The organism is Streptomyces sp. NBC_00057, assembly GCF_045041165.1.
Taxonomy (GTDB): domain Bacteria; phylum Actinomycetota; class Actinomycetes; order Streptomycetales; family Streptomycetaceae; genus Streptomyces.
On the sequence record NZ_CP108256.1, the window covers coordinates 1,726,237 to 1,751,499 of the forward strand.

Here is a 25,263-nt window from a genome sequence, read left to right on the forward strand (position 1 = left end):
TCATGCAGTTCGGACGCACATTTGAGGAGTTCGAGGTCGGTGCGATCTACAAGCACTGGCCCGGAAAGACGGTCACCGAGTACGACGACCACCTTTTCTGCCTGCTGACCATGAATCATCACCCGCTCCACATGGACAGCAACTACGCGGAGAGGACGACCGACTTCGGGAAGAACGTTGTCGTCGGCAACTACATTTACTCGCTGCTGCTCGGAATGTCCGTTCCGGATGTCTCCGGAAAAGCGATCGCCAACCTCGAAGTCGAGTCGCTGAAGCATGTCGCGCCGACCTTCCACGGCGACACGATCTACGGCGAGACGACCGTTCTGGACAAGACTCCGTCAAAGTCCAGGAGCGACCGTGGAATCGTCTATGTGGAGACCAGCGGGTACAAGCAGGACGGCACGCTGGTCTGTGTGTTCCGTCGCAAGGTGATGGTCCCCACCGAGACGTACATCAAGGAGCGCGGCGGGGAGCAGCCCGGCCGCCCCGAGCTGAACCAGCCTTCGCAGAAGAACGTGGAGAAGTAGCCATGACGCGACTTGCCCAGACTGCCGGTCTCAACGATGTCCAGCAGGAAATTCTCTCCACGGTCCGGGATTTCGTCGACAAGGAGATCATTCCGGTCGCGACCCAGCTGGAGCACCGTGACGAGTACCCGACCGAGATCGTCGAGGGGCTCAAGGAACTCGGCCTGTTCGGGCTGATGATTCCCGAGGAGTACGGGGGCCTGGGTGAGTCGCTTCTCACATACGCGCTCTGCGTGGAGGAAATCGCCCGCGGCTGGATGAGCGTGTCGGGAATCATCAATACGCACTTCATCGTGGCGTACATGCTCAAGCAGCACGGCACGCAGGAACAGAAGGACACATTCCTGCCGCGGATGGCGCTGGGCGAGGTCCGGGGTGCGTTCTCGATGTCCGAGCCGGCGCTGGGCTCCGATGTCGCGGCGATCACTTCCAAGGGCGTCAAGGACGGCGATGAGTACGTCCTGAACGGCCAGAAGATGTGGCTGACGAACGGTGGCACGTCCTCGCTCGTCGCCGTGCTGTGCCGAAGTGACGAAGGCCACCCCGAGGGGACCGCCCCGCACAAGTCGATGACGACGTTCCTGGTGGAGAAAGAGCCCGGTTTCGGTGAGGTCCGACCCGGTCTCACCATCCCCGGCAAAATCGACAAAATGGGCTACAAGGGCGTCGACACGACCGAACTCATCATGGACGGGCTACGTATTCCGGCCAATCGGGTGCTGGGTGGCGCCACCGGCCGAGGGTTTTACCAAATGATGGACGGCGTCGAGGTCGGCCGGGTAAATGTGGCCGCACGTGGCTGCGGCGTCGCACAGCGTGCATTCGAGCTGGGCGTGTCCTACGCCCAGCAGCGTCACACCTTCGGAAAGCCGATCGCTCAGCACCAGGCGATCCAGTTCAAGCTGGCCGAAATGGCCACCAAGGTCGAGGCCGCCCATGCGATGATGGTAAATGCAGCGCGCAAAAAGGACTCCGGGGAACGAAACGACCTGGAGGCAGGGATGGCGAAGTACCTCGCCTCCGAGTACTGCAAGGAAGTCGTCGAGGACGCCTTCCGGATCCACGGCGGTTACGGCTTCTCCAAGGAGTACGAGATCGAGCGCCTCTACCGGGAGGCCCCGATGCTGCTGATCGGTGAAGGTACCGCCGAGATCCAGAAAATGATCATTGGGCGCCGACTCCTCGAGGAGTACCGGTTCCAGGGTTGATTGTCCCTTTCGCGGCGATTTAGCCGCGAAGAAGATCACACCCTGTCACCCTCAGGCGGCGCCTTCAAGCCGTTCGACTCGGCTGCTGGCTTGCCCAGTTGTGGCTCGCAACCGATAACATCGCCGGAAAAGCCGCCGTCCCCCGTTGCCAACGCGGCATCATCCGCTACGAAGGTCATCCATGCCCGACAGCCAAACCTCTGCACCACGCGGCGGAGTCCGCCTTGCGCGCGGAGCTTCGCCGTGGCTCCTCCCGACCGTCGCCACCGCGGCGCTCAGCCTCACCCGGGCCCGCAAGTCCGGACGCTGGGCCGCAGTGGCCGTGCCCACCACTGCACTCGCGGCGGGCATGCTGTGGTTCTTCCGCGACCCCGAGCGCGAGATCACCCGGGGTCGGGTCATTTCGCCGGCCGACGGCGTGGTGCAGAGCATCATGCCGTGGAAGGACGGGCGCACCCGCGTCGCGATCTTCATGAGCCCGCTGAATGTCCATGTCAACCGCGCGCCCCTGGCCGGCACGGTGACCTCGGTCGAGCACATCCCCGGTGGGTTCGTACCGGCGTTCAACAAGGAGAGCGAGAACAACGAGCGCGTTGTCTGGCACTTCGACACCGAGCTCGGTGACATCGAGATGGTGCAGATCGCGGGTGCGGTCGCCCGTCGCATCGTCCCTTATGTCCCGCAGGGCACAAAGGTGGAGCAGGGCGAGCGCATCGGTCTGATCCGTTTCGGCTCCCGGGTCGACATCTACCTTCCGGAAGGTATCGATGTCGCGGTCGAGGTCGGCCAGGCCACCACCGCGGGGGTGACTCGAATTGACCGTGATTGATCCTGACACGCAGGCCGGCTGGGTGCCGGAGGCGGAGTCCGAGGAGGATGCCGGCGAGGACATGCCGCTCTCTCTGCGGCTGTCGATAGCGGACACCCTCACTCTCGGCAACGCGACGTGCGGTTTCATGGCGGTGTATTTCACCACCACCGGAATCCTCATCCCGCACCTCACGGGCAGCGACGAGAGCGGTATGGCCCGGCACTCCGCGGCCACCGCCGTGATCCTCATGCTCATGGCCGCGGTGTTCGACCTCTTCGACGGGCTCGTGGCACGCAAGCTGCGCTCCTCGCCGATGGGTGCCGAGCTGGACAACCTCTCGGACCTGATCAGCTTCGGGCTCGCCCCGGCATACTTCGTCCTCGTGTACGGCATGGTCGCGGACGACGCACACCAGCGGGTTTCGGCGCTGGCGGCGATCGTGGTGCTGCTGGCTGTGGTGCTCAGACTTGCCAGATTCTCCTGCGTGACCATGAAGGACGGCATGTTCCAGGGCATGCCCAGCCCCTTCGGAGCGCTCACGGTCGTCTCGATCGTGCTCCTGGAGCTGCCCTTCGTACCGACGCTGCTCGCGATCGTCGGAGTGGCGTGGCTGATGGTCAGCCGGGTCGAGTACCCGAAACCGCGGGGCGTCCTCGCGGTGGCGATGCTCGGCTGGATCGTGGCCGCGATGGGCCTCCTCGCCGCGTGGGCGTTCGAGGCCCCCGGCGGTCAGCTGCTTCTCCAGACCGGCTGTGCGCTGCAGGTGGTTCTGGGAGCGGTCATCCCGCTCTTCGCGACGGCACGGCGGGTGAACACCTTCCGCGACAACCGGCGTGAGGCACGGGCGGCACAGCTGCCGTAGCGGTACAGCAGATACACAAGAGGGCCCCGGGTGCTCCCCAGCACCCGGGGCCCTTTGCATGTGCCGACGATCCGACCGGCTGACGCACGTGTCCCGGTGCTCCCACCCGCTGCGCACCGCCCCGGCCCTCAGCCTGGAACGAGCACTGCGGCCCCGTTCACCCGGTCGGCCGCCAGATCGGCCAGTGCCTGATCGGCTCTGCTCAGCGGGTAGGTGCTCACCGTGACCCGGATGCCCACGCGCCCGGCCAGAGCGAGGAAATCGCGGCCGTCCTCGCGGGTGTTGGAGGTGACGCTGCGCAGATTGCGCTCCTGGAACAGATGGCGCTGGTAGTTCAGCACGGGAATGTCCGACAGATGGATTCCGGCAATGGCGAGCGTGCCGGACCTGTCCAGTGCCTCCATCGCCACCGGCACCAGGTCGCCGACGGGTGCGAACAGGATCGCCGAGTCCAGGGGCTCCGGTGGGCGGTCGTAGGCGCCGCCCACCGACGCCGCGCCGAGGTCCAGAGCGAGCGCGCGTGCCTGTGCCGAGCGGGTCAGCACATGAACGGTGGCGCCCTCGGCGACGGCCACCTGGGCAGCCAGATGGGCCGACGCACCGAAGCCGTAGATTCCCAGCCGCCCGCCCTCCGGCAGCGCGCTGCGCCTCAGCGACCGGTATCCGATGATTCCCGCGCAGAGGAGTGGTGCGAGCCGGACGGCGTCCTGGTCCTCCGGGAGCCGGTAGGCGAACGCCTCCGGAACCAGCGCCGTGTCGGCGAAGCCGCCGTCCGCGTCCCACCCCGTATAGGTGGACCGCGGGCAGAGGTTCTCCCGGCCGCCCAGGCAGTACCGGCAGCTCCCGCACGTTCCGCGGAGCCACGCTCCACCCGCCCGGTCGCCGATACGGAAGAGGCCCGCCCCATCGCCGACGGCCGCCACCCGGCCGACGATCTCATGACCGGGGACCGTGGAGGGACGGCGCGGCAGCAGATCGCCCTCGGCCAGATGGAGATCCGTGCGGCAGACGCCGCACGCTTCCACGTTCAGCAGAAGCTCCCCGGGACCGGGAGCAGGCATCGTGCGGTGCACGCGCGCCAAGGGCCCGGTGCCGATCGGACCGGGTGTCCGGACGGCCCAGCCGCTCTGCTCAGCCGGGACGGACGTGGAGACATCCACACATCCAGCGTGCGACGGGGGAGTCGGAGGGGCAACCTGCCCGTTGTCCGTATGCGAGAAGACGGCCACAGCCCCGAGCCCGGACCGCCGTGGTGGCGACCGGGTCCACCCGTGCGCTCGCTCCTGCATGTGGCGGCAGGAGGGCTAAGGTTTCAACAGGGGCGCACCAAGAACGCCCAGGGACGTCATGCACCGACACCGCAGCGCACCGGACAGCACCCAGGAGCTCCTGGTCACCCTTGGGCGTCTGGTCGATCAGGCACTGGAGAACATCAGGCTGCAGCGAGCCCGGGCGGAGCTGGGCATGGCGCTGCAGCGGCACATGCTCCCGGCCGAACTGCCGGACTTTCCGGGCATCCGGATCGCGGCCCGGTACTCGCCCTCGCAGAACGGTCTGGCTGTCGGCGGTGACTTCTACGACGCGTTCTCGATGAGGGACGGAGTGGCGGGGATCGCCATCGGTGATGTGCAGGGTCACGGGGTGGAGGCCGCCGCCTTCATGGGTGAGGCCCGCGCCAGTCTCAGGGCCCTCGCCAGCGTCACGGTCGACCCGGGGACGGTGCTGGCCCGCGCCAACGATCTGCTGATCTCACTGGGCGGTGACCTGTTCACGACCTGTTGCCTGCTGAGCATCGTCCCGAAGAGCGGTGAGTTGTGCGTCGCCCGGGCCGGGCATGTCCCGGTCGTCTGGGGCAGCGACGGCGGCGGCTCGGGCATCTCCCTGGACGCCGGCGGGGTGCCCCTGGGGATACTCCCCGGCCAGCAGTACCCCGTGACCCGTCGGCGGCTGAAGCAGCCCGGGTATCTGGTCATGGTGACCGACGGGGTCGTGGAAGGACCGGCCTACCCGATGGACGAGGGACTGGCTGCGGTGTCCGCACTGGTCGGTACGGCGGACGGGGCCGATCCCGGCGAGCTGGCCTCGCGAGTGATCAAGGTGGCGGACCTGACCGGTCATGAGGACGACGCCGCTGTCCTCGTCGTCCGCTACGACGGTGTGCCGGGCGGCGGCTAGGGCGGCCGCCCGGGCTCCGGCCACCGGCAGGCACGTACCTCGTTCGTTCGCTTCATCGGCGTGGCGTCGGCGTGCCTGACCGGCCGGGCCGCCTCGACGTGGTGTCTGATGCTGTGGTGGTGGACAGCGCACAGCTCCGGCAGCACACGGCCACGGTCCTGACGTTCCTGGCGGTGGCCGTCTGCTACTTCGCGACGGCCCGTCTGGGGCTGCTCCAGGAGGTGGTGCGCGGCCAGGTCACGCCACTGTGGCCCCCGACCGGGATCGCGGTCGCAGCGCTGCTCGTGTTCGGTATGCGGATCTGGCCGGGAATCGCGCTCGGCGCCCTCGTCGTCAACATTTTCATCGGGCCTTCCGTTGTGCCCGTCCTGTTCATCGCCGCCGGAAACACCCTCGCCCCGATCTGCTCCTACCTGATGCTGCGCCGTGCCGGCTTCCACAACGCCCTCGACCGCCTGCGGGACGCGCTGGCGCTGGTCTTCCTCGGTGCACTGGGCGGCATGCTGATCAGCGCGACCGTGGGCACCGGCATCCTGGTCCTGTCGGGGGCGCTCCCGGCCGGTGACTTCCGGCCGACCTGGTCGGTCTGGTGGACGGGCGACGCCATGGGCGTCATGGTCGTCACGCCGTTCCTGCTCGTCCTCCGAAGGCTCCGATGGCCGCACGGCGTCGGCCTGCCCAGGTGGGCCGAGGCCACCGCGCTGGTGGCATGCACGGTGACCATCACCATCCTGGCGACCGACACCCCCAACGCTTCCCTGCTCTTCCTCGTGTTCCCGTTCCTCATCTGGGCCGCCTTCCGCTTCGAGCGGGCCGGCGCCGCGTGCTGCGCACTGGGCGTGTCCATCTTCGCGATCCTCGCCGCCGGACGGATGACAGGCCCCTTCGCCCAACACGGTCTCCTCACCAACATGATCACGCTCCAGGCATTCAACGGAGCCACCTCACTCACAGCTCTGCTCCTCGCGGCGGTCGTCACCGAACGGAACCGCACATACCAGGAGATCAAGCGACTCTGTGCGCAACTCTCCGAGAAGGTGTCGCAGCAGGACACCTGAATCACTCCATCGGCCGTACGAAGAGTGCGCGTACCTGCGATCCGCAGCAAGCTGATGGGCGAACGGCACCGCAACGAGGGCAACCGGACGCCGAGACTCGGCGGACGGGCGCCATAAGAGGTGGAGCCATGCCCCATGTGTCTGCGAACGTCCATGTGTCCCGCCCCGCCGACGAGATCTTCTCGTTTCTCCGGGATCCGCGGAATCTGGCCGTGTGGTCATCGAGCATAGATCAGGTGATCGAGGGCCCGATCAGCACGGAACTCGGCGACGAGTACACCTGCAAGTTCCCGGGCAGGCGCCGGATGCATCGCCTCACGTGCACCGCGAGTACACCTGTCGAGTACCTGGCCTTCCGCGGTGCGCGCATGTGGACCCCGCTGGGCCGCCACTCCCCGGAACTCGAGTTCCGGCTGAGTCCGAGCCGGCAGGGAACGATGGTCACCGTTTCGGTCAAGCCCCATCTGGACGGTGGCATGATCATCCTTGCCCCGTTCGTGACGATGGCGTGGCGTCGTGATCTGCCGGCGGAGCTGCGGTGTCTGGCGGAGCTGCTCGCCGACGGGGACCGTCCCGATGCGGACACTACTGACGGTCAGGGGGCGGCGCCCTCTGTGGGGTGACGCGGAGGGGGAGGTGGGGCTGCGGTTCCGGGAAGGGGCTGTCCCCTGTCCGCCCTTCCCGAAACCGGGGCGGGCTACAGCAGGAAGTCGCGCGCGATCGCCGCGGACGCCCGTTCCAGTAGTGGTCCCGCCTGGGCCATGGAGACCGCGGGGTCCGGTTCCAGGTCCGTGAGGGCGTACGCGCGGCTGATGCCCGCGCCGGCCAGGGCTTCCGGCCGCAGGGCGAGGCGGCCGCAGACCGCCACGACCTCGACGCCCGCGGCACGGGCTGCCGCGGCCACGCCTGCCGGGGCCTTGCCGTGGAGGGTCTGTTCGTCGAGCGAACCCTCCCCGGTGATCACCAGCGTGGCGCGTGCCAGCGCGGGGGCGAAGCCGAGGACGTCGAGCATGACCTCGATGCCGGGGCGGAACCGGGCGCCGAGAGCGACCAGCGCCCCGTAGCCGATGCCGCCCGCGGCGCCTGCTCCGGGCAGCCGGGCGTGGTCCGGGCCCAGGACGGACGCGTAGTGGGCGAGCGCGGCATCGAGCGTCGCGATGTCGTCGTCGGTCGCGCCCTTCTGCCGGCCGTAGATCTCCGGGGCACCCTTCGGGCCCGTCAGTGGGTTGTCCACGTCGCTGGCGAGGATCAGGTCCACATCGGCCATACGCGGGTCGAGGCCGGACAGGTCCGCCTCGGCCAGATCGGCGAGGCCGCCGCCACCGGGGCCGACGGGCTTGCCGTCCGTGTCCAGGAGGCGGGCCCCGAGCGCGGCCAGCATGCCCGCGCCGCCGTCCGTGGTCGCGCTGCCGCCGACGCCGAACACGATCGTCCGGGCACCCGCGTCGAGCGCCGCGGCCAGCAGCTCGCCGGAGCCGTACGTCGTGGCCGTGAGCGGGGCGAACACTCCTGCGGGGAGGTGCTGGAGGCCCGAGGCCTCGGCCATCTCCACCACCGCCGTGGTGTCGCGCAGCGCGTACGCCGCGGTCACCGGATCCCCGAGCGGCCCCGTCACCCGCACTTCGCGGCGCTCGAACCCGGCGGCCACCGCCGCCGCCACCGTGCCGTCACCGCCGTCCGCCACGGGCAGGGTCTCGACCTGCACCCCGGGGACAACGCGCCGCAGCCCGGCCGTCACCCGCTCCGCGACCTGCACGGCCGTGAGCGAGCCCTTGAACTTGTCCGCCGCGACGAGCACGTGTGCGGTCTCCATCACTGCTCCGTCCGCCACCTTGAATCCCTTGCTTTCGAACAGGCAGTCGCGCCGCCCCCGACCCTATCCGCAGCGGATACCTGCTGCCCAGAGCCGTCGTCGCACCGGCTCCGCCCCTACTACGCTGCCCGCGTGACCACCACTGATTACGCCACCTACATCGCGGGGCTCCCCCGGGTTCTCGCTGCCGCGGCCACCGTGTTCCGGGACATCCACGGGCGAGTGCTGCTCGTCGAGCCGAACTACCGGGACGGCTGGGCGCTGCCCGGCGGTTAGGCAAAGCATCCCTAGATGTCTCAGAGCATCGCCCCGGCAGCTACCTTTTCGCTGGAGAGTCGTTAGCCACATGGTCACCTCGTTGTCTCAGGGAGAGCCATGGACTACTTCTTCACGTCACGCGTCACCGCCCGTCGTCACTACCAGGCAGTGCCCGGAGTGGCTCTGGACGGGGCCATGTACACGAGCCGGAGCAGGGCTCTCAAGGACGGCACTCCCTTCTTCCTCGGCGCGGACATGCGACCGCTGGAGCCGCACTGCTCGTTCTTCTACGAGCTCGCCAAGACCCTTGAGGCCAAGTCGCTGCGGGACTACACCTACGACTTCCTCGACCTGGACGACTTCCTCGCACGCCTGGATCCCCCGGCCGACCTGCTGTCTGCCACCGAGGACGATCTGATCGCCTACCGCGATTACTGCATCGAGTACCGTGACGAGCCGATGGCGCCGGCTACCTGGAAGCGCCGCAGGGCCACGATCAACAGGTTCTACGACTGGGCCGTCGATGAAGCCCGGCTCCTCGACCGACGCCCGTACTACCGCAAGAAGAACGGCCGCGACATCCTCAACTGGGGAGCGACCAGCGAGCTCGACGTGCGCCATCTGACGTTCGAGCAGTGGTGGTTCCTCGACCGAGTCGGCCTGCGTGGGCTGCTGCCCGACGGCACGGCTGATCCCGCCTTCCGTTCCGGTCATGCTCTGCGGGACAGCTGCGGCGGGAATCTCTCCATCACGACAGGCCTGCGGCTGCGAGAGTTCAGCGCGTTGCTCGACATCGAAGTCGGCTCCCCTCGCCGGGACAGTTCGGCCAAGGAAGTCGAACTGCAGGCGATCGCGAAGTTCGGCCTTCCCAGAACCACCGAGATCCAGGACGCCACGCTGCGCGAACTAGACTGGTACCGACGGACCGAGCGGGCCGGTTTCCTTCGCAAGGCCGCGAAGAACCTGCACCGGCAGCGAGATGAGTTGTTCGTGGTCGATGACATCGACACGCGCGCGATGAAGGTCAGCGGCATCCAGGACGGCCGGCGACGCACGTACAGGATCAAAGCGATGAAGGCGCCACTGCGGCGGATCACAGTCGTCGAGGGCGAGCACGGGCTGGAGTCGATGGCTCTGTTCGTCGGGCGCAACGGACGGATGATCAGCAGCCAACGCTGGGAGCAGATCTTCGCCGACGCACACGCGAGAGCGGTGCGGGTCGCGGCCGAACACAACCTGCCGCTGGAGATGCCGGGGCAGGTCCGCATCCATGATCTTCGCCATACCTTCGCCGTTTACATGCTGGAGCAACTGACCGAGTTGGTCCGCGGCCAGGACGAGGAACAGCAGCGCCTCACCGGCCGCCCGCACGCCTATGCGGCAGATCACGTCTCCCGTAACCCGTTCCTGACCGTCATGCGACTCCTCGGGCATCGCCGTCCCGAATCGACCATGCGGTATCTGACCTACAAGCGAAAGACGAACCTGCTCGTCTCCCGTGCGGTGAAGGACTGGAACGATCAGGACCGCACGTACGCGGACTTAGCCGCTCGCCAGGCCGCAGGGTGGGTCGCCTGATGCCGCGCCGAGGAGAACGCAAATCCCAGTCCGCGACGCTACCGCCGCGGCTGCCAGCTCCACGCACAGCCAACCACGTCGGAGTGCGGGAATTGACTGCGGTGCAGCGGGGACACACCACGACGAGCCGGATCAATCCGGGAGAGTACCCATGTCGGGCGCTGGTGGCTCAACTGGCAGACGTGTGGATCGAGTATCACCACAAAGCAGCCTTGAAGAACAGCGACAGGCATCTCGGAGCGGTTCACTCGTTCGCGAAGTTCATCGGCCCGTACCTCACGGCTCAGGGCCTGGACCCGGCTGATGCCCGTCTCGACACCGACCACATCGATCTCACCGAGGCCATCTACGCGTGGGAGAACGACCTCCTCGCCCAGTTTCCCGAGAATTCGTCGCAGCCGTGGGCGTTGTCACGCTCGTTGCTCGCGTTGATACACCACCGGGCCGAGCGCGATGCCCGCGTGCCTGACAAATTGCGCAGGCGTGCTGCGGCGCCACCCACTCTGCGTAAGGCCACCGGGGAACCGCTGGACGAGTTCTCCAACTCCGAACGTCTCGCACTCAAAGGCGCCGCCCAGGACGACCTGCGAGCCCTCGAGAAGCGTCTTGCCCAAGGAAGGGAACTCCTGGGGGCAGGTCAAGATCCGCGAGAGTTCGGCTGGGCAGAACTGCCTAATCTGGTCTGGGCCGCCCGTCACCGTCTGCTGACCATGGATGAACTCCGTGTGCACCTCCCTGCGCACGCCAAGCGCTGGCCTCAGGAACTACGGGATGTACGGCCGGCCGACAACGGTGCGCTCGGCGGCTTCTACGGCCTATTACGGGGAGTGCACGCCTTGCTCTATCCGCAGGAGCTGGACCTGCACCCGTTTCGAGTCCTATTGCTGCTGGCCATGCTCGACTGCACGACCGAGGAACTACATGCGCTACGGGTTCCAGACCTCGAGTTCAGCAATCAAGGCGTACGTATTGTCCAGACCAAAGATCGCGCAGACCGCGTCCGCGCCGACTACCACGTGGTCGACCTACTCTTGGAGAAGGGCGAGGTGCCTGGGGAGCTTGCTTACGAGGGCCGAGGCGACTGGGATGTCCCTGGCCTGCTGCGACGCCTTGTTACGGCCACCGCGCTGACGCGCGAGGTATTCGGTGGCGTGCCGTGGCTGTTCACCGCTGTCGAGTATGCGAAGAACCGCAGCATCATGGACGCTCGGTTCGCCCGCTTCGTCGACCCCGGTCGCCGCTTCACGCACTGGATCGCCTCCCATCTCGACGCGGACGGCCAGCCCGCCTTGGCCATCTCCGAACCACACGCGGCGCCCCGACTACGCAAGACCGCGAAGACCACGCGCGTCGTTGCCCTGGGGGGCACCTTGTCCGACATGGCAGGGGATGATCACAGCATCCAGGTGTTCCAGGGCCACTACGCTCACGGCACTACAGCGCGGGTGCTGGCCGGAGCGGCGATGAACCGCGCCCAGCAGCTCGTGTTCGACCGGCTCGCCGACAAGCCGGTTCTGGTCGCACCGGACGTACAGTCCCGCCTCGGTGAGCCCGAAGTCGCGCACGCGCTGGGGGTGAGTCCTGAACAGGGGGCCGCCCTGAGTGCCGGAGAGCTCGACATGGGCGTCACCAACTGCAAGAACCCTCATGACTCGCCGCACAGCACTCCCGGCAAGCTCTGTCATGTCGCCCCGGCCATGTGCATGGTCTGCACCAACGCCGTCGTGTTCGTCTCCCAACTGCCGCAGCAGTTATTGCTGTCCGATCACATCGAGCGGATGCGCCTGACACAGCCACCGCCGGTCTGGGATGCGGTGTGGGGGCGCCAGGCCAAGGCTCTGGCCGAAGTGTTCGAGGAATGCGCCGAGCACATTCCCACCGCGCGCCGGGCCATCCAGGAGCACGACATCCGACTGAATCTGTCGTTGGGCATGCGAACGGAGTACGACCGATGACCATTCCCGCCGCGATGGACAGGCCGGTCTCCCGGGCCTTCGCTGACGATGAAGCCGTCTACGCCAGTATGCCAGGACAGCTCCCCGGCGTTCGGGGGCCGTCCTTCGGACGCATCGATGAGTGGCCCTGCGATTGCCTCCGCCGGCCGGCGAACAAGATCCCGGCAATGTGGAAGTGTGTGTTCCCGAACGATCCGGTCTGGAACTTGCGCGTGCGGGAAGTGGCATTCAGCATGCTCAACCCCAATCACCAGGCTCTGCGGAACGCGGGAATCTTCCTGCCCAGAAAGAAGTGGGCCACCGCCACGGTCATCAAGGTCTGCTTCGGCGTGTCGCAACTCGGGGCCTGGGCTCGTCGCGAAGGGATGCCGGACAGCTTGCACTTCTGGTCGGTCGAGGACTGGCAGGCCTACATCGACCACTGCGCGTCAAGCACGCAACCGGAATCCGTGCGCAGTGCGGTGGGAGCCGTACGCCATCTGGTCCGCTTCTCCGCTGTCCTCACAGGCACCGCCACACTGGAAGACCCCTGGCCAGGTCGGACAGACAGCGACGTGGCCAAGGTCGCCACTGGTGACGAGCTGGCCACACCCTCGATCGCACCGGAAGTCTGGTGGCCGCTTCTACGGGCTGCCTGGTCCTATATCGATCGGTATTCCGCGAGCATCCTGGATCAACGCGACCGCGAAGCAGAGCGGGCGTCAGCACCCCGGTTGACCCAGGCCACCCTCAGTGCCGAAGTCATCAACGAAAAGCTGGAGTTGTGGCTGACCAACCCGGCCAACCTGGTACCCGTCAGCGACCGCGAGAACAGGGTCAACCCGAAGGGCTCACCCATCTGGAGCTCCTTGAGCCGAGCAGTGACGGCTGGAGCCAGCTCGACAGTCTTCGCCACCAAGAACAACCGGCAAGGCACGGAGCGTCGGCAGAAGGTCATGCGGATGATCGAAAGGACGGGCCGGATCCGGCCTGTCCGCCCCACCGCCGCCAAGCAGCTCGAATCGGACTACGCCGACTACGCGACACGCCGCCGCTCATCACAATCCATGGATGCCACGCTCCAGAAGTGGCTCGCCAACCCGGCTAATCTCATTCCCGTTCACGCCGAAACGAGTCGGCTCGCTCCCGGAGAGCCGGTGTGGTCAGCACTGGAATCTCTGCTCTATGACACCTCGGAGCGGGTGGATGTCTTCGGCAGCGGCAGCAAACAGGGGCGCCGTCGACGCGATCTGGTGCTGCAAGCCGCAGTCGGCGAGCGCCGGACCGTGTACTCGGACAAGCAACTGGACAGGGATCTGCGGATACTTCGGGCATCCTGCTACATCTTCGTGGCGGCGTTGAGTGCGATGCGGGACAGCGAAATCCAGGAAATCCAGCGCGGTGCGCTCACGCAGCACTACGGAGCACCGGCGATCGGCTCCCACAAGTCCAAGGGAGATCTTTCACGACCGCGCGCCAACTGGTGGATCATCGAGCCGGTCGCGCAAGCCTTGGCAGTGGCCGAACGGTTGACCTGGCACGACACGCACATCTTCGCCTCGATGACGCCTCCCAGCGAGAACGGGCATGCCGGACGAGCACGCGCCGGGATCTCAGCAGCCGACAACATCGACTTCTTTATCGAGACGGTGAATAGCAGCCGGCACCTCACTGGTCTGGAGGAAATCCCTCCTGGGCGGGTACGTCCGCACATGTTCCGCAGGACCATGTCAATCATCGCCAGCCAGCAGCCGGACGGCGACATTGCTCTGGGTACTCAGCTCAAGCACGCCGCGCGCCGGGCGCTGGCCAATCGCCTTACCGGTGCCTACGGCAAGACCGATGCCAAATGGGCGAAGGAGTTCGACACCGATCTGCAGACCGCAGCGGCCGAGAAGCTGGTCGGACTCCTCAAGGCCCGCCGAAGCGGGGCCACCATCGCGGTCGGACCCGGTGCCGCCCGCTTCCACGCCGGGCTGGACAAGGTCAATACCCTCCTCACACAGGGCCCCACACTGCGTGCCCAGGTCGCCGACGAGCGGCTGGAAGTCACGCTCCTGCGGGACGAGTTCGCGAACCTCCACCTGGGCACGGTCAACCACTGCCTCTGGAACGCGCCCACCGCGGAGTGCCAGAACCAACTCCCGCCTGCTCAGCGCGGCCAGGCACCACTGCTGGGTGCCTGCCAACCGTCCCGTTGCCGCAATTCCGTCCTCACCTTGTCGCACGAGCGGATCTGGCGCATGGAGGAGGCCGACTTGGTGGAGTTCTTGAAGAAGAGGCTCTCCAAGCCGCTGCGCGAGCAAGCCCAGACCCGGCTCGCCGAAGTCCGCTCTGCCACCGCGCAGATCGACAAGCTGAAGGACAACATCTGATGCCGGTGTCCGCAGCCACCGCCGCAAAGCTCCGGGAAGCCATGGCCAGGCTGCTGGCCGGAGAGCCCCTGCACAGCGACGGCGCGCTCACCAAGGAGAATCTGGCCCGCGAAGCCCAGGTCAGCCACGCCAGCGTCCACCGAGCCGAGGACATCCTCGCCGAGTGGAACGCCCGCATCCCGCAACCAGTCCTCCGTACGCCCGGCGAGGTTCAGCGCGACGAGACCATCGCTGATCTGAAGGGAAAACTCAGAAAAGCCAGCCAGAAGGTCACGGAGCTGCAGAGCAAGCTCGACGCCCTGGCCACGGTAACCGCCAACCTGTACCACGAGAACATCGAGCTGAAGAAGAAGCAGAACACTCGGCAACAGGGTCGCCTGACCGCCCTCAGCGGCGACATCGATTCTCACCGCTGACCCGATCGCGCCTGACAATCCCAGGAGCACCGACCAGTCGCTCCCAGGACGGGGACGGAGTTGAGATTTACTGGTGGGCGCTCGTACTCACTTTCGCCGGTTCTCCGCGGAGCTCAGTTCGGCGGTCACCAACAGTGATCTCGGTCGGCAGTGGGGCTCCAGGGGACCAGAGCCAGCGCGTGCTCGGATCCGGAATAAACCAATCGCCTGCACGTCGATGCTCCCGTAGGGTGCGCGGATTGTTGTGGCAGAGAGGCGGTTCGGAACGTGGCACCCAGGTCAGTGACGCGGGAGCAGTTGGCGAGTGCGGCGCGGGCCGCACTGGGCGACGGGCGGCGGCTGGAGGCGGTCGAGCGGATCGCGGGCGGCAGTAAGAAGGGCGTGTACCGCCTGGTGATGGACGATGCGACGACGGCGATCGCCTACCTGTGGGACGGCGCCGAGAACTACTGGCCGGCGTCAGAGGGCGACGACGACCTCACCGAGCCGTTCTCGCCCGGCCTCGAACTCGATCTGTTCGAGGCTGCACACGCGCGGCTGGACGCGCTCGGCGTCCGCGTCCCGGCGATCCGTCTCGTCGACCGGGATGGCGCCCACTGCCCGGCCGACCTTGCGATCGTCGAGGACCTCCCGGGCGAGAGCCTGGAGGAGTTGCTCGCGCGCGACCGGAGCGCGGCTGCTGCGGTCATGGCCCGGCTCGCGGAGTCGCTGGAGGCGATGCGGGGCCACCGGGCACCGGCGTACGGCAAGGTGGCCGTGGTCGACGGAGGAGGAACGTCGCGCGGTACGTCGTGCGAGGGGGTGGTTCTCGATCGTGCGCTGCGAGACCTCGCCGAGGCGGCCTCGCGCGATCCGCGGGTCGCGGGCGCCCGCGACCGGCTGGAGGAGCGGCTGCTGGGCCTGGCGGCGGCGGTGCGGCCGCGCGCGGAGTACGCGGTCGTGCACGGTGAACTGGGGCCCGACCACGTGCTGGTGGACGCGGACGGGAAGCCCGTGGTAATCGACATCGAGGGATTGATGTACTTCGATGTCGAGTGGGAGCACGTGTTTCTACAGATCCGCCTGCACGATGCCTATCGGCCACTGGGGGTGGCCGGGTTGGACGAGGACCGGCTCGCGCTCTACATGCTGGCACAGCGACTCTCGCTGACGGCGGGGCCGCTGCGGCTGCTCGACGGGGACTTTCCCGACCGGGCCTTCATGGCGGGCATTGCCGAGTACAACCTGAAGCAGGCGCTGGAACTGGTCCACGCCTGAATTCCCGGGTGTCTCAATCCTCGGACGTCAGCCCCTCCGCCCCAGGGCCTCGACGCCGTCTGTGCCGGACTCTCCCTCCCCCGGGTTACGTCTCGTCTGTTCGCCGCCCGCTACCCGCCGATCCCTGCTTCAGCGATGGGCGGTAGCGCTACGGGTCCGACCCCGCTCTCCATCCATACGGGGCCGCAATCGGCTGAGTGAACCGCCACGTCCTGCGGGCCGACGTGGACTTTGACACTCTGCGGCGCTGAGACACCCAGGCTCTTCCGTAGTAGCTGCGACTTCGTTCCCTGGGGCACCGCGATGAGACATCCGGGGTACTGAGACATGCGAACTGTTCATAACGGCGGAACGGTCGAGTCGGACGAGGGCGAGAGCCCTCGGCAGGCCGCGCGACGCGAGACGGCCGAGGAGATCGGTCTCGATCTGGAGCCGGGACGGCTGCTCGCGATCGACTGGGCACGCGGCCCGAAGCGACCACCGATCGCCGCGTATCTGTACGACGGCGGAGTGCTGGACGAGGCGGAGCTGAAGGCGATCCGGCTGCAGGAGGAGGAACTCCTGTCCTGGGAACTGGTCGAGCGCGACGACCTCGACCGCTATCTGCACGGCGGTCTCGCGCTACGCCTGAGGGCGGCACTGGATGTGCTCGATTCCAGCAGCGGTGCAGTGGAGCTGGAGGACGGCCGCCCGGTGACCGGCTGACGTACGCACCCGATCGCGCCCCGCGCCCACCACCCGTCACGTATAGCCTGTATTCCCGTTGTGTCCCGTTGTCTTGACAGGGCGTCAGCTGATAGTCCGGTCGACGGCTGCCGGACACCCGAGTTCATGTGTCATTTGTCCGCAGTGCACGCTCGACCGGCATCATCCGAACTCCACTACAGCGGAGGGATCATGCGTACGCACACGGGACACCTCGGCGGGCTGCTGGCCACGATCGTCGCAGCGTTCGCCTGTACGGCAGTTGTCGCCACGGCGTCGGCCGCGACCGCAAAGCCGGCGTCGGCCCCGGCCGCACACCGCAAGGTGCCGCTGTCGGTCGACGGCGGCGCGTGGCAGTCGGGGCATGTCCAGGGCATGGCCATCGACCGCCGCAAGGGCTTCATGTACTTCTCCATGACCAACCTGCTGGTCAAGACCGACCTCAAGGGCAACCCGGTCGGCTCGGTCACCGGATTCACCGGCCATCTCGGCGATCTGGACTTCAACGAGAAGGACGGCAGGGTCTACGGCTCGCTGGAGTACAAGGAGGCGAAGTCCTTCTACATCGCGATCCTCGACGTCGACCGCATCACCCGGATGGACATGGACGCCCAGTCCACGGGTGTCGTGTCGACCGTCTATCTCAGGGAGGTGGTGAAGGACTTCACCGCCGATATGAACGGCGATGGCGTCTTCGACGGCGACACGGCCAATACGCCCGATCACCGCTACGGCTGCAGCGGCATCGACGGCGTCGCGTTCGGCCCGGCGTTCGGCGACCGACGCGGCAAGCGCGGTGAGCAGAAGCTGACGGTCGCGTACGGCGTGTACGCCAACACGGGCCGCACGGACAACGACCACCAGGTGCTGCTCCAGTACGACGTCACACGGTGGAAGAAGTACGAGCGCCCGCTGACCGAGTCCGCCCCGCACACCAGCGGCCCTGCACACGTCGACGGAAAGTTCTTCGCGTACACCGGAAACACCACGTACGGCGTGCAGAACCTGGAGTACGACGGCTACAGCGGCAACTGGCTGATGGCCGTCTACAAGGGCACCAAGCCGGGCTTCCCCAACTACTCGGTCTTCGCGCTGGACGGTGCGAGGAAGCCGGTACGCGGCCCCGTCCTCGGTCAGCAGAGGCCGGAGCGCGGTCTGCTGCTTCCCCTGCTGCGCGATGGGGCGCACGATGCGGCGACCGGCACGTACGGGTGGCCGGTGCCGGGGCAGTACGGGCAGTACGGGCTGATCTCGCTCGACGACGGGCGGTTCTATGTCGCTCGGAGCGGCAAGGTCCAGGACGGCGGCGTCACCAAGCAGACAGCCCGCGCCGTGCTGAACACCTGGACGGGCCGGATCCCGTCACCATTCAGCCCTGTCGGTCCTGCGGCTTGACGTCCACCTCGCGCAGCGACTCCTCGCGCGCGGCGGTCCGCGCTTCGGTGCGGTGGCCGCGCGCGATGTAGTCGCGCACGACGAGTTCGACGGCGTCCTGCGGGCTGCCGACGCCCGCGAGCACCATCACTTCCACCACGAGTTCCGCATCGAGACCTACGGTGACCTCGGCCATGGGCCGGGACCATGGCACCGGGTGAAATGACCTCGCGGGAGACGGCCGGCGCTGCGTACGCTCGTGCCATGACTCTCGTCGCGATCCTCAGCGGCGCCGGTATCTCCACGGACTCCGGCATCCCCGACTACCGCGGTCCCCATGGGCTTTGGCGCAAGGACCCGGAGGCCGAGAAGCTTGTCACGTACGACTGCTACATGGCCGATCCGGAGATCCGCCGCCGCTCCTGGCAGATGCGCCGTACCAGCGCGACCTGGGGCGCTGAGCCGAACGCGGCCCACCGCGCGGTGGCGGAGCTGGAGCGGTCCGGCGCCCCGGTGCGGGTGATCACTCAGAACGTCGACAGTCTGCATCAGCTCGCCGGTCTGCCCGCCCGCAAGGTACTCGAACTGCACGGGACGGCGCGCGAGACGGTCTGCACCCGCTGCCATGCCCGCTCCCCGATGGCCGAGGCGCTGGCCCGGGTGGAGGCGGGCGAGGCCGACCCGCCGTGCAGCGTCTGCGGCGGCATCCTGAAATCGGCGACGATCATGTTCGGCGAGCAGCTCGATCCGGTGGTGCTGGGCGAGGCGATGTCGATCGCCAAGGCCTGCGAGGTCTTCATCGCGGTCGGTACGACGCTGCAGGTGCAGCCCGCCGCCTCGCTGGCCGGGATCGCGGTGGACAACGGGGCGCGGCTGATCGTGGTGAACGCGGAGCCCACACCGTACGACGAACTGGCCGACGAGACCATCCGCGAGCCCATCGGCACGGCGCTTCCCGCACTGCTGAAGCGACTGGCCGCGAACCCGGAAACGGGTACGGGCTCCAGGGGCTGAGTGGTCGCTCCGGCCGAATAGGACCGACCGGCACATGGGGGGTGGGAGAAGGAGCGGGGCTGGGTGCGTGCAGTTGCAAGGCGGAGGAGGGAGGCAACGCGAAGGGGGTCCCCCCATGCCTTCAGGGCTATGGGGGAGTTGTCGACTGACGACAACGCCGCAGATGTGCGTGCCCAGCCCCGCGACGCCGCCCCCCATGTGCCGGTCGGTCTGACGCTCAACCCTGCCGCAGCGGCGCCGAGCGAACCGGGGAGTGTCGGCCGGCGAGCTGACCGGCGTGGTCGACGTCCGGGATCTTCGGTGTCCCGCAGCAGCAGCCGCGGCAGACGCTGACGGCGGGGCGGGGCGTGCCCTGGGCGGGGTCGGCCTTGCGGGTGCGGCGGCTCATACGGGGACGCCTCCGATGCCGGCGCGGATGGTCACCATGGGGCTCTATCGATCCCTGCCGCCGAGTCGAACACCTGCACTCCCCCGCCGGCCGGTGAGGTAGAGTGGATGGCTGCGAAGGGGAGTAGCCCCGCAAACCGGTCGTCGACACACTGGAGCCCCCGGGTTCCCGGTGGCCGGGCCCGTAGAACCTTACGGGCGGGCGAGACCTTCGGTCAGGTATGACGCGCCCGCGCCCCGTGGGCGCTGACGTCATGCCGGGCCGAGTGGTCCTCCGAAAAGCCCGAGTGGCGCTTCGCGAAGGCCCGGGGCCCGGCTCTTACAGAAAGCCACCCGGAATGCACCTCGACCCCCTGGCGATCCTCACCGCCTTCGGGCTGATCTTCCTCGCGGAACTCCCCGACAAGACGATGTTCGCGTCGCTTGCCATGGGCACCCGTATGCGACCGCTGTATGTCTGGTTCGGTACGTCGTCCGCGTTCATCGTGCACGTCGCCATCGCGGTCGGGGCAGGCAGTCTGATCGGGCTGCTGCCCGACTGGATCGTCAAGCTCGTCTCGGCGTCCCTCTTCGCGTTCGGCGCGTTCATGCTGCTGCGCAACGGCGGCGGCGATGACGAGGAGGAGGGCGGCACCAAGACGGTGACCGGCTTCTGGCCGGTCTACTCGACCGCGTTCATGGCGGTCTTCATCAGCGAGTGGGGCGACCTCACCCAGATCACCACGGCCAATCTGGCCGCGAGCAACGGCACCTGGTCCACGGCGATCGGGTCCGCGGCCGCCCTGATGTCCGTCTCGGCGCTGGCGCTGCTCGCGGGGCGGTTCATCGCGAAGCGGGTGCCCCTCAAGACGGTTCAGCGGATCGGCGGGCTCTGCATGCTGGGGCTGGCGATCTGGACCCTCGTGGAGATCTTCACCGGCTGACGCCTCCGCCGCTACGGCGTTGCTTCGGCTTTTTCGTGCGTGGCTTCCGGACGGGCTCGGACCAGGTCTTCCAAGCCCGTCCTCGCGTTCTTCGCCCGGGCGGCGTCAGAAGAGCGCCGGGGTGTCGTCCTGCGTACCGTTCTCGAAGGCCAGCAGCCGCTGCTTGCGGTCGAGCCCGCCGCCGTAGCCGGTGAGACTGCCGGAGGCGCCGATGACACGGTGGCAGGGGACGATGATGCCCACCGGATTCTTGCCGTTGGCGAGACCCACCGCGCGTGAGGCGCCCGGTTTGCCGAGGAGCTCGGCCAGTTCGCCGTACGAGCGGGTCTCGCCGTACGGAATCAGCTGGAGCTGTGCCCAGACGCTGCGCTGGAACGGGGTGCCGTCCAGATGCAGCGGCAGGTCGAACTCGCGCAGTTCACCGGCGAAGTAGGCGTCGAGCTGACGGATCGTCTCCGCGAAGGGGTGTGGGTCGGGGTCGCCGAAGGTCTCCTCGGGCGGGCGGTGCCGCTGGTCCGTCATATAGAGGCCTGCCAGGACTCCGTCGGTGGCGACGAGAGTGAGCGGACCGTACGGGCTGTCGACGACCGTGTGCTGCCGGGTCACGTCACGCGTATGCGTCGCGGTCATGGGTGAACTTCCCAACTTGCTCATGCGGGCAGGTGGTTGATGGGGTGATCGTCCACGGTCCAAAGATACTGGACCGCGTACGCCCGCCAGGGCCGCCAGGCAGCCGCGCGGGCGGTGAGCGCTGCGGATGTCGACGGGAGGCCCAGTTGGTCGGCCGCGCGCCGGATGCCGAGGTCGGTGGGGAGGAACGCATCCGGATCTCCGAGCGCCCGCATCGTGATCACCTCGACGGTCCAGGGGCCGAAGCCGGGCAGGGCGGTCAGTTCGGCCCGCGCCTTCTCCCAGTCGGTGTCGGTGCCGAGTTGCAGTGTGCCGTCGGCGAGTGCGCCGACGAGTGTGGTGAGGGTGGTGCGGCGGCTGCGCGGCAGGGCGAGCTGTTCGGGGTCGAGCGCGGCAAGGGCCCCGGGGGTCGGGAAGAGATGGGTGAGGCCGCCCTCCGGGTCGTCGACGGGGAGGCCGTGGGCGGTGACCAGGCGGGCCGCGTGGGTACGGGCGGCCGCGGTCGAGACCTGCTGGCCGAGCACCGCCCGTACGGCGAATTCCGCACCGTCGACGGTACGCGGCACCCGTCGGCCCGGTGCCTTGTCGACCAGGGGGGCGAGCAGTGGATCGGCGCGCAGCTGGTCGTCGACGGCCACGGGGTCGGCGTCCAGGTCGAGCAGCCAGCGGCAGCGGCTGATCGCGACGGTGAGATCGCGCGGATCGGTGAGGGAGAGCCGGCAGGCGATGTGGTCGGGGTGCGGCGTGAGGGCGACGATGCCGTGTCCGTACCGGAGGGTGAGCGTGCGGCGGTAGGCGCCGTCGCGCCACTCCTCCACGCCGGGGACCGCGGTCGCGGCCAGGTGGCCGAAGAGGTTGGTGGGGTTGAGCGGGGCCCGGTACGGCAGCCGCAGCGCTATCACGCCCGGAGTGGGCGACGGTGTCGCGGACCGGGCCGCACGGCTGCGCAGCTCGCCCGGGGCCAGCGCGAAGACCTCACGGACGGTGTCGTTGAAGGTGCGGATCGAGGAGAACCCGGCTGCGAACGCGACCTCGGCCATGGGGAGTCCGGTCGTCTCGATGAGCAGCCGCGCGGTCTGGGCGCGCTGCGCACGGGCCAGGGCCAGCGGGCCGGCGCCCAGCTCGGCGAGCAACTGTCGCTCGATCTGGCGGGCGGAGTAGCCCAGCCGGGCCGCAAGACCGGGGACGCCTTCGCGGTCGACGACACCGTCCCGGATGAGTCGCATCGCACGGGCGACGGAGTCGGCACGGGCGTTCCACTCCGGGGAGCCGGGGCTGGTGTCGGGGCGGCACCGCTTGCAGGCCCGGAATCCGGCCTGCTGGCAGGCGGCGGCGCTGGGGTAGAAGGTCATGTTCTCGACCTTGGGCGGCACGACGGGGCAGCTGGGACGGCAGTAGATCCGGGTGGTCAGGACCGCCGTGAAGAACCAGCCGTCGAAGCGGGCGTCCTTGGACTGGACGGCCCGCACGCAGCGCTCGGTGTCGGTGTGCATGACTCAAGCATCGGCCACGGGGCACGTGGGGGCTGGCGAGAATCCGACATCAGCCCTGCGCTGCCAGGACCTCTTCGAACTCCGCATACGCATGCGTGTCGAACAGCACGAACCGCACCTCCTCGACGGGCGGGGCGGCCTCCTCCAGAACTGTACGGACGGCGATACGCGCCCCGTCGTTCATGGGCCAGCCGTAGATCCCGGTCGAGATGGCGGGGAAGGCGATGGTACGAGCCCCCAGCTCCGCAGCCACACGCAGCGATTCGCGGTAGCAGGAGGCGAGGAGTGCGGACCGGTCCTCGGCGCCGTTCCAGACCGGCCCTACGGTGTGGACCACCCATCGGGCATCGAGCCTTCCGGCGGTCGTGGCAACGGCCTGGCCGGTGCGCAGCCCCTTGCCGTACTGCGAGGCACGCAGCTCGCGGCACGCGGCGAGGATCTCCGGACCGCCGCGCCGGTGGATCGCTCCGTCGACTCCGCCGCCGCCGAGCAGGGAGGAGTTTGCCGCGTTGACGATGACATCGGCGGACTGCTGGGTGATGTCACCGTGTACCAGGGTGACGGTGACGGCCTCGGGTGTGCGCATGCGGCCATGATGCCGTGCCCCCGTCTGCCGCACGGCCCTTGGCGCTGCTGTTCGGCGGACCTGTGGTCCACCTGGCCGGCCAGGCCTGGTACTACCGCGTCACCACCCGCCGGGCCCGGGCCGAACGGCTCGTCGCGGGCGCCGCCCGCGTCGTCGCCGGTGTCGCCGCGGTCTGGATGCCTCCGCCCGCCTCCCTCGCCGTGCTCGACGTGATCCTGGTCGCCGTCGTCCTGCCACACGTCCACGGCCGGCCGGCGAAGGCCCTGAAGGTCACGGCCGGAGACGACTGGTGCCCCCTGCCCGGTGGGTCAGGGGGCACATCGGGCCGGGGGCCGGACGGTCCCGGCGCTCCGGACGGCCTTGAGGCGCTCAGGCCGCCCGAAGCCGCCGCCAGACGGCCTTCGCCGCATGGTGACCGGACATGCCGTGCACGCCCGGGCCGGGCGGAGTGGCCGAGGAGCACATGAACACCGCCGGATGCGCCGTCGCATACGGAACCCGTGCGAGCTTGGGCCGTATCACCGTCTGAAGGCCGGAGAACGCGCCGCACGCGATGTCGCCGCCGACGTAGTTGGCGTTGCGCGCCGCGAGTTGGGGCGGCCCCGCGACCGCTCGGGCGAGCACCAGGTCGCGGAAGCCCGGGGCGAACCGCTCCAGCTGCCGCTCGATGACCTCGGTGGCGTCGCCCTCCCAGCCCGCCGGGACATGCCCGTACGCCCAGAAGACATGCCGGCCCTCGGGCGCGCGGGACGGATCGACCAGGCTGGGCTGTGCGGTGATCAGGAACGGCACGCTCGGGTCGCGGCCCGTCACCGCGGCGCTCAGCGCGGAGTTGATTTCGCCGGCCGTGGGGCCGATGTGGACCGTTCCGGCGCGGCGGGCCTCCTTCGCGGTCCAGGGGACGGGGCCCGCCAGCGCGTAATCGATCTTGAAGCAGGATGCCCCGTACCGATAGCCGCTGTAGGCGTGGCCCAGCCCCGCGATGCGGGCGAGGGCGGTCGGCGAGGTGTCGAAGATGTAGGCGCGGGCGGGCGGGAGCTCGTCCAGGCGCTTGACCTCCGTGCCGGTACGGATCGTGCCGCCCTGTTCGCGTATGTACGAGGCAAGGGCGTCGGAGATGGCCTGCGATCCGCCGCGCGGCACGGGCCAGCCCTTCTCGTGCGCGGCGAGGGCGAAGAGCAGGGCGACCCCGCCGGTGCCCAGGCCGCTGACGGGCGCTATGGCATGGGCGCCGAGCCCGGCGAACAGACCGCGCGCCTTCGCGCCGCGGAAGCGGCGGGAGAGCAGCGTCGCGGGCTGGAGCGCGTCGAGACCGAATCGCACCCAGCGGTACGGGTCACGGGGCAGCCCGTCCCACGGGGTGCGCAGAAAGTCCGCGGCGAGGGTGTCCCAGTGTCCGAGGAAGGGGGCGACGAGCCTGCGGTACGCCCCCGCGTCCTGGGCACCGAGCGACATGGCGCTCTCCCCCACCGACGCGGTGAGCACGGCGGCCGACCCGTCCGGGAACGGGTGGGCGAGCGCCAGCTCGGGCTGGAGCCACTCCAGGCCGTGCCGGGACAGCGGCATAGCGTTGAACGCGGGCGAGCCGATACCCAGCGGATGAACGGCGGAACAGGGGTCGTGGCGGAAGCCGGGGAGGGTGAGCTCTTCGGTACGGGCACCGCCTCCGACGGTCTCGGCCGCCTCGAAGACCTCCACGGCGAAGCCACGGCGGGCCAGTTCGGCCGCGGCGGTCAGTCCGTTGGGCCCCGCCCCCACGACGACAGCATCAAGCATCGACGGCACCTTCGGACTCCTTCGTCAGCCGACGGCCAGGACACCCAGGATATTCCGAGGCGCCGACAGCTCGGCCGCGGGTAGGGTCGCCGCTCGATGA

Annotated in this window: 22 protein-coding genes and 3 pseudogenes; 17 read left to right on the forward strand and 8 right to left on the reverse strand. The window is 68.4% G+C overall.

All coding sequences use genetic code 11. The annotated features are described in order from the left end of the window. Positions 1-2: 2 nt before the first annotated feature. The 4 genes from OG953_RS08110 to pssA all read left to right on the forward strand — a co-directional run bounded on the left by OG953_RS08110 (position 3) and on the right by pssA (position 3,411). Entirely contained in the window at positions 3-530 is a 528-nt protein-coding gene (locus OG953_RS08110) for a MaoC family dehydratase (protein ID WP_405683253.1), read from the forward strand. A 2-nt stretch (positions 531-532) separates the two neighbouring features. Next, a complete protein-coding gene (locus OG953_RS08115; protein ID WP_405683254.1) occupies positions 533-1,738 on the forward strand; it encodes an acyl-CoA dehydrogenase family protein in 1,206 nt (401 codons plus the stop codon). A gap of 181 nt (positions 1,739-1,919) precedes the next feature. Then, positions 1,920-2,567, forward strand: a complete 648-nt coding sequence (locus OG953_RS08120) for a phosphatidylserine decarboxylase (protein WP_405683255.1) — start codon at positions 1,920-1,922, stop codon at positions 2,565-2,567. After that, entirely contained in the window at positions 2,554-3,411 is an 858-nt protein-coding gene (gene pssA / locus OG953_RS08125; RefSeq protein WP_405683256.1) for a CDP-diacylglycerol--serine O-phosphatidyltransferase, read from the forward strand. The genes OG953_RS08120 and pssA overlap by 14 nt, the downstream gene beginning before the upstream one ends. Positions 3,412-3,539: 128 nt before the next feature. On the opposite strand, the gene OG953_RS08130 is transcribed toward pssA, so the two are convergent. Next, complete coding sequence (locus OG953_RS08130) at positions 3,540-4,571, reverse strand: zinc-binding alcohol dehydrogenase family protein (protein ID WP_405683257.1); 1,032 nt, start codon at positions 4,569-4,571, stop codon at positions 3,540-3,542. Between the two features lie 187 nt (positions 4,572-4,758). Here OG953_RS08130 and OG953_RS08135 point away from each other — a divergent pair, with 187 nt between their 5' ends. From OG953_RS08135 to OG953_RS08145, 3 genes are all read left to right on the forward strand, one after another. Then, a complete protein-coding gene (locus OG953_RS08135; protein ID WP_405683258.1) occupies positions 4,759-5,586 on the forward strand; it encodes a PP2C family protein-serine/threonine phosphatase in 828 nt (275 codons plus the stop codon). A 116-nt stretch (positions 5,587-5,702) separates the two neighbouring features. Next, a complete protein-coding gene (locus tag OG953_RS08140) occupies positions 5,703-6,644 on the forward strand; it encodes an MASE1 domain-containing protein (RefSeq protein WP_405691717.1) in 942 nt (313 codons plus the stop codon). A 128-nt stretch (positions 6,645-6,772) separates the two neighbouring features. Beyond that, a complete protein-coding gene (locus OG953_RS08145) occupies positions 6,773-7,267 on the forward strand; it encodes an SRPBCC family protein (RefSeq protein ID WP_405683259.1) in 495 nt (164 codons plus the stop codon). A 74-nt stretch (positions 7,268-7,341) separates the two neighbouring features. Here OG953_RS08145 and OG953_RS08150 read toward each other — a convergent pair whose 3' ends face one another. Next, entirely contained in the window at positions 7,342-8,457 is a 1,116-nt protein-coding gene (locus OG953_RS08150; RefSeq protein ID WP_405683260.1) for a glycerate kinase, read from the reverse strand. 132 nt (positions 8,458-8,589) lie between these two features. On the opposite strand from OG953_RS08150, the pseudogene OG953_RS08155 reads away from it, so the two are divergent. The 8 genes and pseudogenes from OG953_RS08155 to OG953_RS08190 all read left to right on the forward strand — a co-directional run. Next, positions 8,590-8,730, forward strand: a pseudogene (locus OG953_RS08155) (NUDIX hydrolase); the annotation flags it as partial. A gap of 102 nt (positions 8,731-8,832) precedes the next feature. Beyond that, the gene (locus tag OG953_RS08160) at positions 8,833-10,293 is read left to right on the forward strand and encodes a site-specific integrase (protein WP_405683261.1); all 1,461 of its coding nucleotides are present in this window, start codon (positions 8,833-8,835) and stop codon (positions 10,291-10,293) included. Positions 10,294-10,385: 92 nt separating this feature from the next. Continuing rightward, positions 10,386-12,248, forward strand: a complete 1,863-nt coding sequence (locus OG953_RS08165) for a hypothetical protein (protein ID WP_405683262.1) — start codon at positions 10,386-10,388, stop codon at positions 12,246-12,248. Next, positions 12,245-14,602, forward strand: a complete 2,358-nt coding sequence (locus tag OG953_RS08170) for a hypothetical protein (protein ID WP_405683263.1) — start codon at positions 12,245-12,247, stop codon at positions 14,600-14,602. Before OG953_RS08165 ends, OG953_RS08170 begins: the two co-directional genes overlap by 4 nt. Then, positions 14,602-15,018 (forward strand): hypothetical protein, encoded by a 417-nt coding sequence (locus OG953_RS08175; RefSeq protein WP_405683264.1) that lies wholly within the window; start codon positions 14,602-14,604, stop codon positions 15,016-15,018. The genes OG953_RS08170 and OG953_RS08175 overlap by 1 nt, the downstream gene beginning before the upstream one ends. Positions 15,019-15,300: 282 nt before the next feature. Then, positions 15,301-16,275, forward strand: a complete 975-nt coding sequence (locus tag OG953_RS08180; RefSeq protein WP_405691719.1) for a phosphotransferase family protein — start codon at positions 15,301-15,303, stop codon at positions 16,273-16,275. Positions 16,276-16,620: 345 nt separating this feature from the next. After that, positions 16,621-16,980 (forward strand): annotated as a pseudogene (locus tag OG953_RS08185) (NUDIX domain-containing protein); the annotation flags it as partial. 192 nt (positions 16,981-17,172) lie between these two features. Next, positions 17,173-18,375 (forward strand): hypothetical protein, encoded by a 1,203-nt coding sequence (locus tag OG953_RS08190; protein ID WP_405683265.1) that lies wholly within the window; start codon positions 17,173-17,175, stop codon positions 18,373-18,375. Here the strand turns inward: OG953_RS08190 and OG953_RS08195 are convergent. Further along, positions 18,350-18,550 carry a DUF2191 domain-containing protein gene (locus OG953_RS08195; RefSeq protein ID WP_405683266.1) on the reverse strand — a complete coding sequence of 67 codons (201 nt, stop codon included), beginning with the start codon at positions 18,548-18,550 and terminating at the stop codon, positions 18,350-18,352. The genes OG953_RS08190 and OG953_RS08195 overlap by 26 nt on opposite strands. Positions 18,551-18,618: 68 nt before the next feature. On the opposite strand from OG953_RS08195, the gene OG953_RS08200 reads away from it, so the two are divergent. After that, positions 18,619-19,368, forward strand: a complete 750-nt coding sequence (locus OG953_RS08200) for an SIR2 family NAD-dependent protein deacylase (RefSeq protein WP_405683267.1) — start codon at positions 18,619-18,621, stop codon at positions 19,366-19,368. A 250-nt stretch (positions 19,369-19,618) separates the two neighbouring features. Here OG953_RS08200 and OG953_RS08205 read toward each other — a convergent pair. Next, positions 19,619-19,756, reverse strand: a pseudogene (locus OG953_RS08205) ((2Fe-2S) ferredoxin domain-containing protein); the annotation flags it as partial. A 337-nt stretch (positions 19,757-20,093) separates the two neighbouring features. On the opposite strand from OG953_RS08205, the gene OG953_RS08210 reads away from it, so the two are divergent. Then, positions 20,094-20,678, forward strand: coding sequence for a TMEM165/GDT1 family protein (locus tag OG953_RS08210; protein WP_114247589.1), 585 nt, complete (start codon positions 20,094-20,096; stop codon positions 20,676-20,678). Positions 20,679-20,783: 105 nt separating this feature from the next. Here OG953_RS08210 and OG953_RS08215 read toward each other — a convergent pair whose 3' ends face one another. The 4 genes from OG953_RS08215 to OG953_RS08230 form a co-directional block, all read right to left on the reverse strand. Then, positions 20,784-21,308, reverse strand: a complete 525-nt coding sequence (locus OG953_RS08215; protein WP_405683268.1) for a methylated-DNA--[protein]-cysteine S-methyltransferase — start codon at positions 21,306-21,308, stop codon at positions 20,784-20,786. 20 nt (positions 21,309-21,328) lie between these two features. Next, positions 21,329-22,801: an AlkA N-terminal domain-containing protein gene (locus OG953_RS08220; RefSeq protein WP_405683269.1), complete on the reverse strand. Its 1,473-nt coding sequence runs from the start codon at positions 22,799-22,801 to the stop codon at positions 21,329-21,331. Positions 22,802-22,850: 49 nt separating this feature from the next. Beyond that, positions 22,851-23,387, reverse strand: coding sequence for an O-acetyl-ADP-ribose deacetylase (locus OG953_RS08225; protein WP_405683270.1), 537 nt, complete (start codon positions 23,385-23,387; stop codon positions 22,851-22,853). Between the two features lie 369 nt (positions 23,388-23,756). Further along, the gene (locus tag OG953_RS08230; RefSeq protein ID WP_405683271.1) at positions 23,757-25,172 is read right to left on the reverse strand and encodes a phytoene desaturase family protein; all 1,416 of its coding nucleotides are present in this window, start codon (positions 25,170-25,172) and stop codon (positions 23,757-23,759) included. Positions 25,173-25,263 lie beyond the last annotated feature (91 nt).